Source organism: Psychroflexus lacisalsi (assembly GCF_020164495.1).
GTDB lineage: Bacteria > Bacteroidota > Bacteroidia > Flavobacteriales > Flavobacteriaceae > Psychroflexus > Psychroflexus lacisalsi.
Genome location: NZ_JAIQYZ010000003.1, coordinates 135,818 through 147,764 on the forward strand (window position 1 = coordinate 135,818; position 11,947 = coordinate 147,764).

General features: G+C 34.9%; 11 protein-coding genes. 8 read left to right on the top strand and 3 right to left on the bottom strand.

Annotated elements, in window-relative coordinates; genetic code table 11:
* Window positions 1-235 precede the first annotated feature (235 nt).
* Complete coding sequence (gene lpdA, locus LB449_RS10150) at window positions 236-1,642, top strand: dihydrolipoyl dehydrogenase (protein ID WP_224454994.1); 1,407 nt, start codon at window positions 236-238, stop codon at window positions 1,640-1,642.
* Between the two features lie 200 nt (window positions 1,643-1,842).
* The gene (locus LB449_RS10155) at window positions 1,843-2,541 is read left to right on the top strand and encodes a DUF429 domain-containing protein (RefSeq protein ID WP_224454995.1); all 699 of its coding nucleotides are present in this window, start codon (window positions 1,843-1,845) and stop codon (window positions 2,539-2,541) included.
* A gap of 63 nt (window positions 2,542-2,604) precedes the next feature.
* Here LB449_RS10155 and LB449_RS10160 read toward each other — a convergent pair whose 3' ends face one another.
* The gene (locus LB449_RS10160; protein WP_224454996.1) at window positions 2,605-3,243 is read right to left on the bottom strand and encodes a MarC family protein; all 639 of its coding nucleotides are present in this window, start codon (window positions 3,241-3,243) and stop codon (window positions 2,605-2,607) included.
* Window positions 3,244-3,465: 222 nt separating this feature from the next.
* On the opposite strand from LB449_RS10160, the gene LB449_RS10165 reads away from it, so the two are divergent.
* The 6 genes from LB449_RS10165 to LB449_RS10190 all read left to right on the top strand — a co-directional run bounded on the left by LB449_RS10165 (window position 3,466) and on the right by LB449_RS10190 (window position 10,448).
* A complete protein-coding gene (locus LB449_RS10165; RefSeq protein WP_224454997.1) occupies window positions 3,466-4,914 on the top strand; it encodes a glyceraldehyde-3-phosphate dehydrogenase in 1,449 nt (482 codons plus the stop codon).
* A 94-nt stretch (window positions 4,915-5,008) separates the two neighbouring features.
* A complete protein-coding gene (locus LB449_RS10170) occupies window positions 5,009-5,623 on the top strand; it encodes a hypothetical protein (RefSeq protein ID WP_224454998.1) in 615 nt (204 codons plus the stop codon).
* Window positions 5,623-6,921: an MFS transporter gene (locus LB449_RS10175; RefSeq protein WP_224454999.1), complete on the top strand. Its 1,299-nt coding sequence runs from the start codon at window positions 5,623-5,625 to the stop codon at window positions 6,919-6,921. The genes LB449_RS10170 and LB449_RS10175 overlap by 1 nt, the downstream gene beginning before the upstream one ends.
* A 3-nt stretch (window positions 6,922-6,924) precedes the next feature.
* On the top strand, window positions 6,925-7,602 hold the full coding sequence (gene trmD / locus LB449_RS10180; RefSeq protein ID WP_224455000.1) for a tRNA (guanosine(37)-N1)-methyltransferase TrmD: 678 nt from the start codon (window positions 6,925-6,927) through the stop codon (window positions 7,600-7,602).
* A 107-nt stretch (window positions 7,603-7,709) separates the two neighbouring features.
* Entirely contained in the window at window positions 7,710-8,060 is a 351-nt protein-coding gene (gene rplS, locus LB449_RS10185) for a 50S ribosomal protein L19 (protein ID WP_224455001.1), read from the top strand.
* 159 nt (window positions 8,061-8,219) lie between these two features.
* A complete protein-coding gene (locus LB449_RS10190; RefSeq protein ID WP_224455002.1) occupies window positions 8,220-10,448 on the top strand; it encodes an NADP-dependent isocitrate dehydrogenase in 2,229 nt (742 codons plus the stop codon).
* A 138-nt stretch (window positions 10,449-10,586) separates the two neighbouring features.
* Here the strand turns inward: LB449_RS10190 and LB449_RS10195 are convergent, their stop codons facing one another.
* On the bottom strand, window positions 10,587-10,847 hold the full coding sequence (locus tag LB449_RS10195; RefSeq protein ID WP_224455003.1) for a type B 50S ribosomal protein L31: 261 nt from the start codon (window positions 10,845-10,847) through the stop codon (window positions 10,587-10,589).
* Between the two features lie 98 nt (window positions 10,848-10,945).
* On the bottom strand, window positions 10,946-11,944 hold the full coding sequence (gene lpxK, locus LB449_RS10200; RefSeq protein ID WP_224455004.1) for a tetraacyldisaccharide 4'-kinase: 999 nt from the start codon (window positions 11,942-11,944) through the stop codon (window positions 10,946-10,948).
* Window positions 11,945-11,947: the final 3 nt, after the last annotated feature.

An 11,947-nucleotide genomic window follows, 5' to 3' on the forward strand; every position in this document is an offset into this window, starting at 1 on the left:
TAATGTTACAATTTTGTGGCTTATTTCACAAAACAAACCTTTAGTTTATTCTTCAATCAATGTTTGGCTAATATTCTTTGTTCAAACAAAATGTTGAAAAAACCTTGGATTCATGCAAGTAATGATATTTAGATTATACATAAGAATTTAACAAGGATTTCAAGGGATTCAATTGTCCTTTGTGATAGAAGGTGTAAATTTGTAATACTCATTTTTAGAAACCAAAATTCATTTTATGAACTCATATGATGTAGCCATAATTGGCTCTGGACCCGGAGGATATGTAGCAGCCATCCGTTGCGCACAACTAGGTCTAAAAACAGTAATTATTGAAAAGTACGCCACCAAAGGTGGAACCTGCCTTAATGTGGGTTGCATCCCTTCCAAAGCATTACTGGATTCTTCCCATCACTACGAAGACGCTATAAAAAATTTTGAAGAACACGGTATAGATATTTCTGGAGAAGTAAAAGTCAACCTGGAAAATATGATGAAACGCAAGTCTGGAGTTGTTGACCAAACAACGAAAGGAATTGATTTCCTCATGGATAAAAACAATATTGAATCATTACAGGGTGTTGGATCTTTCAAAGACAAAACCCATATCATCGTTACCGATAGTGATGGTAAGGAAACAGAAATTGAAGCCAAAAACACAATTATAGCGACTGGAAGTAAGCCTTCTAGTTTACCATTTATAGACATCGATAAAGAACGCATCATCACTTCTACCGAAGCACTTTCTCTCAAAGAAATTCCAAAACACCTGATCATGATAGGTGGTGGAGTTATTGGCCTTGAACTTGGTCAAGTTTATAAAAGATTGGGCGCAGAAGTGACTGTGATAGAATATATGGACCGCATAATTCCTGGTATGGACAAAGACCAAAGCAAGGAATTGATGAAAGCCATGAAAAAGCAGAAAGCTAAATTCATGCTATCTCACAAGGTAAAATCTGTGGAGCGCAAAGGCGACGAAATCATAGTGAAAGCTGATGATAAAAACGGTAAAGAAGTAGAATTCAAAGGCGATTATTGCCTGGTTTCTGTAGGTCGCCGACCTTTCACAGATGGTTTAAATGCCGATAAAGCTGGAGTGGAGATCAATGATAAAGGCAAAGTCGTAGTCAATAAAAAGCTTCAAACTTCTACAGAAAACATCTACGCCATCGGTGATGTCGTGGAAGGCTTAATGTTGGCTCACAAAGCTGAAGAAGAAGGAACTTTTGTTGCTGAAGTGATTGCAGGACAAAAACCACACATTGATTATAACTTGATTCCTAACGTGGTCTACACTTGGCCAGAAGTTGCTTCAGTTGGAAAGAATGAAGATCAGCTAAAAGATGAAAACATCGAATTCAACACTGGTAAATTTCCCATGCGAGCTTTGGGACGTTCCAGAGCCAGTGGAGATGTTGACGGATTTGTGAAAATCTTTTCAGACAAGAAAACTGACGAAGTTCTGGGCGTACACATGGTAGGTGCTCGAGTCGCCGACCTTATCGCAGAAGCGGTGACGGCTATGGAATTCCGTGCTAGCGCTGAGGATATCGCAAGAATGAGCCACGCTCACCCTACTTATGCAGAGGCTGTGAAAGAGGCTGCTCTTGCTGCCACTGGGGACAGAGCTTTACATATATAAAGTTAAGTTTTAAATTTAATTCAAGCCGATATAGTGATGTATCGGCTTTTTTTATTTTGATTTTGAGCACGTTAACTTTTGTTATCTAGATATTCAACTTAAGCTAAAAAGTTAACTTAAAGCCACGTCCAAAGATTTAGAAGGATTAAAAAGTTTAAGTTTAAACTCTATTAATTTTGTTAACCTGAAGCATCCAAAAAATGAAAATAGCAGGAATAGACTCTTGTCCACTAGGTTGGATTGTAGTTTTACATGACACCAATGGATTTTCCTATAAAGCGGTGTCATCTATCGAGGAGTTGATAGAATTTCACACTGACCTACAACGAATTTTCATCGACATTCCCATTGGTTTGTCTTCTGAAAAGTTTACAAGAACCATCGAGTCTAAGTTGAGGAAGGAACTCGGTAAAAGGTCTTCTACTATTTTTACACCAGCTTGCAGAAAAGCTGTGTATGCTAAGAATTATGATGAAGCCAGAGAAATTAATAAAGAAATTCTCGGAAAAAGCATTTCCATACAGAGCTACAATATTTCCAAAAAAATCAAAGAAGTAGATCAATTCATGGAAATTAAAGCTACAGAATTAGAAATCTATGAAAGCCATCCTGAAATCTGCTTTAAGTATTTAAATAATTCAGAGATCATTCAGACTAAAAAGTCCACTAAAGAAGGGTTTCAAGAACGTTTTCAATTGCTTCAGAAGCATTATCCTCAGCTCAAATCAGTTTATCATAACATTACAGAAACGTATTCAAAATCAAAAGTAAAACAAGACGACATATTGGATGCCATGGTGCTTTGTGTGTCCAATTTAAATTCTAAAGAAAAGCTTAGGTATTTACAAGATGAAAATGATTTAGATGAAAAGGGAATTCTTGTGAAGATAACATATTAGAAATATGATATTAAAAGTGAAATTTTCAAATCTTCAAATCAAAAAAATCCTCAAATCAAAGATCTACCTCCCGGCAATGATATCTTGAAAAATAGGCTTAAAACCACTTAAAAAGAATTCGATTGCAATGACCATGATGATAAGTCCCATCAATCTCATCAACACATTATTACCAGTTGGACCAAGGATTTTTATGATTTTTCCCGCACTCAGAAGAATAGCTAATGTCAATACCATTACCAAAACGATTGCACCTATCAAAACTGCTTGCATCTCTACAGATCCAGCATCTTCCATCAAGACAATAGCATTGGTAATAGCGCCTGGACCACAAATCATAGGAATAGCAAGTGGCGTTATAGAAATATCATTGACGTAAGTTTTAATTTCAGACTCCTGCACTTTCACTTTGCCAAGTCTGGCTTGTAACATGTCCATACCCATTAAGAAAAAGATAATTCCACCTACTACACGAAAGCTATTCACAGATATCCCAAAAAACTTAAATAAGATCTGACCCGTAAAAGCGAAAAGAATAATAGTGACAAAGGAAGCAAGAATCGCTTTTTTAGCGGTAGCTTTTCTGCTCTCCTTATCCAAATCGGAGGTCATCGTCATGAAAATTGGCATAACACCAAGTGGATTGATGATGGTGAAAAAGGTGGTGAAAGATAAAACACCAAAAGCGATTAACTCTGTCATTTATAATGGATTATAAAATTCTAAAATTCTGCAAAAGTATTTTGAATTTTCCGATTGACAATACTTACTAGTAAAAATATTAACTAATATTTTCTGAGTCAAATTTGGATAAATTTCAAGACTAAAAAGTTAAAGAAATATCTATCTTATTATTCAAAAAATGGATTACGAAAACGTTTGAGTTTTATATTTTTGCGAAAAATTTTAAAATTCAATTTTATAATGAATCCATCACAAGTTTATGAAAAGGAACTTTCCTTTCAAGCTGATAGGCGTCGCGCTTCAGTAAAGTTTATCAGTATTGTTAACGACCTATGGTATGAAAAATCCATCGAACTCGTTTTATTCAGAAATTCTCTCATCAATAAAAATGTTGGTGAAATTCTAAAACTTCATGAGTATGCTGGAAAATTTGTAGATAAACCCATTTCTATTTTTGATTCAACAGAAATTGCTGAGGGCATCAAAAATCTAAATTTACCTCCATCTAAGTTAGATATTGGCAAACTCACCTATGAATACCTTCAAAATGGGAATAAGGATCAAAATATAACGAGTTTCTTATCCAACAAATTGAAAGATTCGGAGAATTTCAATTCTATTACCCCAAAAGATGTCGTACTCTATGGATTTGGTAGAATTGGTCGTCTTATCGCAAGAGAATTGATGGCCAAGACTGGAAAAGGAAATCAATTACGACTCAGAGCTATAGTGACTAGAGGTGAAATCAATCGGGAAATTCTTGAAAAAAGAGCTTCTTTGCTTAAAAACGATTCGATCCACGCCGATTTTAATGGAACTGTACAAATTGATGTTGAAAATTCAGCTTTGATCATCAATGATACTACCGTTAAAATGATTTCTGCCAATCAACCGGAAGACATTGACTATACGATTTATGGCATCAATAAGGCATTGATCATTGACAATACTGGTGCCTTCAGAGATAAAGAGGCTCTAAACAGACATCTACAATCTAAAGGAGCAGAAAAAGTTTTATTGACAGCACCAGGAAAGGGCATACCAAATATTGTACACGGTGTTAACCATAAAGATTTTGACATTCAAAAGAATTCCATATTCTCAGCAGCTTCTTGTACCACAAATGCAATCACACCAATCCTGAAAGCTATAGAAGATAATTATGGCTTAGAACATGGACATCTGGAAACTATACATGCTTATACCAATGATCAAAATTTGGTAGATAATATGCATAGCAAATACAGGAGAGGACGAGCCGCAGCCCTCAATATGGTCATCACGGAAACTGGTGCAGGAAAGGCAGTCGCAAAAGCTCTACCCCAACTTGAAGGCAAATTGACTTCCAACGCCATTCGTGTTCCTGTACCTAATGGATCCTTAGCTATTCTCAATTTGAATCTAAAAACAAAAACTACCAAAGAAGAATTAAACATTAGAATTAAGGAAGCAGCCTTAAACGGCGAATTGGTTGAGCAAATTAAATATTCTATAGATAATGAGTTAGTTTCTTCTGATATTGTGGGTGTTTCTGCCCCAGCAATTTTTGACAGTCATGCTACAATTGCAGATGAAAATACAAACTCAGTAGTCCTTTATATATGGTATGATAATGAATTTGGTTACAGCCATCAAGTGATACGACTTGCGAAATATATTTCCAATGTAAGACGATTCACTTATTATTAGATAAATAAAATCCCTAAGAAATTAGGGATTTTATTTTTAAGAAATGAATGGTATTAAAAGCATTTTAAATACTTTTGCGCTAAATACTTGACGCATGAAATCTTTCCACTTTATTATTTTCGCTTTACTTTTTTCTTTTTCAGGCTTTTCTCAAGAGCCTTCCAGCGAAGATCAGGTAGAAAAACAGCCTTCATCTGTAGACAATTTAAAAACTGTAGTTGATGAGTCAAACAACTATCAACAATATAAAGTAGTTGAAAAAGTAAAAATCAATTCTGCGATCAATAAAGTTTTTTCAGAATTTGATGCTCTCACAACTGAAATTTCAAGCTTAAATGACAGCATTGTAAATAAAGATCAACAAATAAAGTCGCTGAAAAAACAGGCTTCCAACTTGCAAACAGAACTCACAAATCTTCAGAATGAAAAAGATGAGATTCAATTCTTAGGTATAGCGTTTACAAAATCTGGATATAATACTCTCGTTTGGTCTATTATAGGAGTTTTAGTCATTCTCCTACTATTCTTTATCTTTAGATTTAATAGAAGTAACCTTCTCACAAATGAGGCCAAACAAAACTTGAAAAACCTTGATGCTGACTACGAAAACTACAAACGTATAGCTTTAGAGAAACAACAAAAATTGGGCAGACAACTTCAAGACGAAAAAAATAAAAATCAAAAACTGAATAAGGGCAACAAAAAATAATGTCTAGGTCAGAAAAGTTCTATGAATTTTTAACCGAGGATACTGATGCTAGGGTTTGTAAATCTATACCTGATGATCAATGTACTCACCTGCCGAAAAACTTCACATTAAACGTATTTAATGGTAGCCTTACCAAACTAGCTGAAAAATTGATAAGTCCTGGGCTGACATTACCCTGGATTTTGAGTTTTATTGGTGCACCTATTTTTTTTATTGGTATGCTTGTTCCTATAAAAGATATTGGTTCTCTTTTGCCTCAATTGTTTGTAAGCGGACAAATAAGAAAAAAAGAAAAAAGAAAACCTTATTGGGTTGGAGCTGGATTAGTTCAAGGGGCCTCTTTGCTTATTTCAGCTGTTATTCTCGCTTTCATAGAAAATCAAATTTTTATTAGTTACGCTTTAGTCTTTTTGTTGCTCATCTTTAGTATTGCCTCTGGCGTAGGATCGATAAGCTTTAAAGATGTGACTGGCAAAACAGTACCCAAAGGAGAAAGAGGTCAAATGCTTAGTTATAGATCCACCTTTGGCGGAGCTCTAGCGCTTATTGCGGGAGGTTCTTTAGTGTTTTTTTTGAAGGGGGAAGATAGCAAATGGCTGTACGTTGGTTTATTTACATTAGCCTCTTTACTTTGGATCGCAGCATCAGTTATGTTTTCTTTCATTCAAGAAATGCCTGGTTCTACCGAAGGAGGAAGAACTCCTTTAGAAGAAATAAAAACTGGAGCATCTTTATTGAGAAAAGAGAAATCCTATAGAAATTTTATAATCACAAGAGCTTTGTTAATGGCAATACCACTGCTCGATCCATTTTTTATTTTAGTCGCAAAAGAAATTAGTAACACTAGCTGGAACTATTTAGGGTTGATCATTGTTATTGGTAGCCTTGCACAGATAGTTAGCAGTCCAATCTGGGGAAGATTGGCAGACAAATCTAGTCTTCAGTTGATGAGAATTTCCGCTAGCTTATCCATACTAAGTATTTTATATGCTTTGGTTTTTATTTACTTTAAAACCGATGCACTCAATTTTTATTATTTCATGCCTGTATTTTTTATTAATGGCATAGCCTATTCTGGAGCGAGATTAAGCAGAAAAACGTATATAATTGATTACGCTCCTGAAGAAGAAAGACCAACATATGTATCTGTCGCCAATACATTGATTGGATTGTTTACTATTGTCGCAGCTTCATTCGGGCTTATTGCGGAGTATTTTGGACTAACTTACCAATTCTGGTTTTTCCTATTACTTTTGGTTGCTTGTATCATATTAAGTTTCACCCTCAAAAAAGTTTAAATAATGCGAATTGATATCATCACAGTGGTTCCTGACTTGCTAAAAAGTCCTTTTGAAGCATCAATCCTTAAAAGAGCCATTGAAAAAAATCTAGTCGAAATTCATTTGCATAACTTAAGAGATTATACAACATTAAGTTATAAACAAATTGACGATTACCAATATGGTGGAGGTGCTGGTATGGTAATGATGATTGAACCTATTGATAAATGCATTTCTAAACTAAAATCTGAAAGATCTTACGATGAAGTCATTTATTTAACTCCAGACGGAGATGTTCTCAACCAATCTATGGCTAATTCATTATCGTTAAAAGGAAACTTGATCATGCTTTGCGGACACTATAAAGGCGTAGACCAAAGAGTACGGGACCTATTTGTTACCAGAGAAATTTCTATTGGTGATTACGTCTTGTCAGGAGGAGAATTGGCAGCGGCAGTTTTATGCGATTCAATTATTAGATTAATTCCTGGTGTTCTCGGTAACGAAACATCTGCTCTTACAGATGCTTTTCAGGACGATTTACTCTCGCCACCAATATATACAAGACCCTCAAACTATAAAGGTCACATGGTACCAGAAGTGTTACTAAGTGGTCATCAAAAAAAGATTGATAACTGGAGGGATGATAAAGCATTACAAAGAACAAAGGACCGAAGACCAGATTTATTGGAAGAATAAAATTTAACACTTGCAATTTTAGAATTTTTGTCTATTTTTGCAATCTCTAAATTAACCTCTGACGAGATGCGTGAATGTTGGTTTGGGTAACAGAAAAACTAAAAAAAATGGATTTAGTAAAATTTGTTCAAGACGAATTTGTAGAGAAGAAAGATTTTCCAAAATTTTCTTCTGGTGATACCATCACTGTTTATTACGAAATTAGAGAAGGCCAAAAAACACGTACACAGTTCTTTAAAGGTGTTGTGATTCAGATCAAAGGTTCTGGTTCTTCAAAAACTTTTACCATTCGCAAAATGAGTGGTACTGTAGGTGTAGAGAAAATATTTCCTATCAACATGCCTGCTATTCAGAAAATTGAAATTAATAAAAGAGGTAGCGTTAGACGTGCTCGTATTTATTACTTCAGAAACCTTACTGGTAAAAAAGCAAGAATTAAAGAAAAAAGAACTAACTAGTTTTGATTTCCGAAATTATAAGAACCTTCTCTCATTTATGACAGAAGGTTTTTTTGTTTTAACAGGGTTATAACCCCCACAGCAAGGTTTTTATAACCTTAATCTTTATATTTGAAAGGTTCAATTATTTATAATTAATTCTAAAAACAAATAAAACTCATGGCAGATCATAGTACCAAGATCATTTACACAAAAACAGATGAAGCTCCTGCATTGGCTACATATTCTTTCTTACCTATTGTAAGAAGGTTCACCGAAAGCGCAGGAATAAAAATTACATCAAAAGATATCTCATTGGCAGCAAGAATACTTGCAAATTTTAATGATTACCTCACAGATGATCAAAAAGTTAAAGATAACTTGGCTTACTTAGGTGAATTAGCTAAAACTCCAGAAGCAAATATCATCAAGTTACCAAACATAAGCGCTTCTGTTCCTCAATTGACTGCTGCAATAAAGGAACTACAGGATAAAGGATACAAAATACCCGATTATCCTGAAGACCCCAAAAACAGCGATGAAGAGCAAGTCAAAAAAAGATACGCTAAAGTATTGGGCAGTGCTGTGAATCCAGTATTGAGAGAAGGTAACTCCGACCGTAGAGTTGCTCAACCGGTAAAAGAATATGCTCAGGCGCATCCACACAAATTGGAGGAATTTAGTAAAGATTCAAAATCTCACGTGTCTGCTATGTCTGAAGGGGACTTCTATGGAAGTGAAAAATCTGTGGTTTTGGAACAAGAAGATGATGTCAAAATAGTGCATTTTGATACGGATGGAAATAGCATTACTCTTAAGGAATCAACCCCCTTGGAAGAGAGCGAAGTTATTGATGCTTCTGTGATGAATGCTAAGTCCCTAAGAAAGTTTCTAGCCCAAGAAATTGAAGATGCTAAAGAAAAGAATGTTCTTTTCTCTATACACTTGAAGGCAACAATGATGAAGGTCTCTGATCCCGTTATCTTTGGTCATGCCGTTACTGTATTTTTTGAAGAAGTCTTCAAAAAATATGAAGCCGAATTTAAAAAAATAGGTGTCGATCCAACTAATGGTCTTGGAGATGTTTATAATAAAATATCTGAACTTCCTGAAGAAAAATCCAAAGCCATCATTAAGGATCTTGACGCTATTTATGAGCAGAAAGCAGACTTAGCAATGGTAGATTCTTCTAGAGGAATCACCAACCTACACGTTCCTAGCGATATCATTATAGATGCTTCTATGCCGGCAGCCATGAAATCTGGCGGACAAATGTGGAACAAAAATGATGAAACCCAAGATATGAAGGCTGTTATTCCAGACAGAAGTTATGCTGGAATTTATCAACAAGTCATTGAATTCTGTCAAAAACATGGAGCTTTTGATGTAACTACTATGGGAAATGTTTCCAACGTAGGTTTGATGGCTAAGAAAGCGGAAGAATATGGTTCTCATGACAAAACTTTCATTATACCTAAAGAAGGACGAGTGGATGTGTTGGACAAAGCAGGACATGCCTTAATGTCTCATGAAGTCGAAGAGGGAGACATTTGGAGAATGTGCCAAACCAAAGATTTACCAATAAAAGACTGGGTAGGACTTGCAGTAAAAAGAGCCAAAAACACCGGTCAACCCGCAATCTTCTGGTTAGATTCCAACAGAGAGCATGACTCAAATCTTATCAAGAAAGTCAACACCTATTTAAAGGAATACGATCTTGAAGGACTAGACATACAAATCATGAGTCCAAAAGATGCTATGCAGTACACTCTTGAAAGAGTTAAGGCTGGCAAAGATACCATCTCTGTTACTGGTAATGTATTGAGAGATTATTTAACCGACCTCTTCCCTATTTTGGAATTGGGCACAAGTGCCAAAATGCTTTCTATTGTTCCTCTACTTGCTGGTGGTGGATTATATGAAACTGGTGCCGGCGGTTCTGCTCCAAAACACGTACAACAATTTGTGAAAGAAGGCCATTTAAGATGGGATTCTTTGGGTGAATTTCTCGCATTAGCTGTGTCTATAGAAGACATTGCAGAAAAAACTAATAATGAGAAAGCTAAAGTAATTGCCAAAACTTTGAATGCGGCTAATAGTCGATATTTGAAGAACGACAAGTCTCCTTCCAGAAAGGTTAATGAAATTGATAACCGAGGTACTCACTTTTATTTGGCACTATACTGGGCAAAAGCTCTTGCAGAGCAGAATGAAAATACTGATCTAAAATCTGAGTTTGAAAAGGTAGCGAGCTATCTTGAAGAAAATGAAGCTAAAATCAATGAAGAGTTGCTTAAAACTCAAGGTGAACCTCAAGACATGAATGGATATTTCTTTCCAGATGAAGATATTGTGACTGAAAAAATGCGCCCTAGTTCTACTTTAAATTCAATTGTAGACGAAAGATAAGCTGTACATTTTTTTAAAAGACAGAAAGCCTTGAGAATGATCTCAAGGCTTTTTTTTACGTCAAAACTAAGGTACTGAAGTAAAGCCATAAAAAAAGCCTTCTCAGTGGAAGGCTTTCAATATAATATAGCGTTTTGCTTATTTTTCTTCTTTTTTGAATTTCTTGTATTTGTTTTTAAACTTATCAATACGTCCAGCACTATCAACAAGTTTAGTTTTTCCAGTATAAAAAGGATGAGATGTTCTTGAGATCTCAAGTTTTATTAAAGGATATTCAGTTCCATCAACTTCGATGGTTTCTTTAGTTTGAGCTGTAGATTTAGTTAAAAATACATCATCGTTAGACATATCTTTGAATGCTATTAATCTATAATTTTCTGGATGTATTTCTTTTTTCATCGTAACGTCTTTACTAATTTATTTCAGGTTGCAAATTTAATCAAAAGATTATATTACACAAACAAAAAAATGAATTATTGATACAATATTTCAAAGTTTCAGGATATTTGATTTTTCATGAAATTTTGAAAAGCTTCAGGTTGATTCATTATTTGAGTTTCGATTGGTAAATAATATAAGTTTTTCAGTTCAAACTTGGATTTCAATCGCATAAAGTCTTTTTGTGAAGTCAATATTTTTGATTGTTTTTTTAGGAGCTCTAGATCATTTTCTGTGAACTCATAATGATCTGAAAACTGAATATGTTCAAAAGTTTTACCAATAGACTTTAGATGACTCACTAGTGGTTTAGGATTTGCAATGCCGGTGACCAATGTAAAATCATCAAAGTTTGCTATCTCTACACTTTCAGTTCTGCTGGTGGCACATTCAGAATAAACAATCGTAGAGAAAAACAATTTTTGATATGATTTTAGCTTTAAGTGTCTAAATATTTTTTCCTGTTCATCAAATGAAAGTTTACCTGGGCATTTAGTCACGATTATAAGTTCTGCCCTTTTTGCTCCAGTTTGAAATTCTCTTAAATTTCCTGTTGGTAATATAAAATCCTGAGTATAAAGATCCCCATAAGTCGTTAAAAGTATAGATAGACTTGGCTTTACTTTCCTATGTTGAAATGCGTCATCGAGCAAGATGACATCTAACTGAGGATATTTGTCAAGTAGCTCTGAAATTCCCCGTTGTCGATTCTCATCCACAGCTACGGTTATTTCAGGAAAATTGGTTTTGAATTGAAGGGGCTCATCTCCTACCTCTGAAGTGGTGTGTGAGAGTTCAACTTCTAAAAATCCACTGGTCACCCGCTTATAACCTCTACTCAAAGTGGCTAAGTTGTAATTATCTTTAAGAAATCTGATCAGCAATTCTATCATTGGTGATTTTCCTGTACCTCCAGTATTCAAGTTACCGACACAAATAATGGGAATTGGATATGATTTAGATTTTAGGATATCTACATTGTAGAGAAAATTTCGAATAGCCATGACACAGCCATAAAGGACTGAAAAAGGAAAGAGTAAATATCTTAGGTATTTCATGAC

Excerpts from the sequence above, each read along its gene's own strand:
- lpdA (WP_224454994.1), top strand. The coding sequence starts at position 236 with ATGAACTCATATGATGTAGCCATAATTGGCTCTGGACCCGGAGGATAT.
- LB449_RS10155 (WP_224454995.1), top strand. The coding sequence starts at position 1,843 with ATGAAAATAGCAGGAATAGACTCTTGTCCACTAGGTTGGATTGTAGTT.
- LB449_RS10160 (WP_224454996.1), bottom strand. The coding sequence starts at position 3,243 with ATGACAGAGTTAATCGCTTTTGGTGTTTTATCTTTCACCACCTTTTTC.
- LB449_RS10165 (WP_224454997.1), top strand. The coding sequence starts at position 3,466 with ATGAATCCATCACAAGTTTATGAAAAGGAACTTTCCTTTCAAGCTGAT.
- LB449_RS10170 (WP_224454998.1), top strand. The coding sequence starts at position 5,009 with ATGAAATCTTTCCACTTTATTATTTTCGCTTTACTTTTTTCTTTTTCA.
- LB449_RS10175 (WP_224454999.1), top strand. The coding sequence starts at position 5,623 with ATGTCTAGGTCAGAAAAGTTCTATGAATTTTTAACCGAGGATACTGAT.
- trmD (WP_224455000.1), top strand. The coding sequence starts at position 6,925 with ATGCGAATTGATATCATCACAGTGGTTCCTGACTTGCTAAAAAGTCCT.
- rplS (WP_224455001.1), top strand. The coding sequence starts at position 7,710 with ATGGATTTAGTAAAATTTGTTCAAGACGAATTTGTAGAGAAGAAAGAT.
- LB449_RS10190 (WP_224455002.1), top strand. The coding sequence starts at position 8,220 with ATGGCAGATCATAGTACCAAGATCATTTACACAAAAACAGATGAAGCT.
- LB449_RS10195 (WP_224455003.1), bottom strand. The coding sequence starts at position 10,847 with ATGAAAAAAGAAATACATCCAGAAAATTATAGATTAATAGCATTCAAA.
- lpxK (WP_224455004.1), bottom strand. The coding sequence starts at position 11,944 with ATGAAATACCTAAGATATTTACTCTTTCCTTTTTCAGTCCTTTATGGC.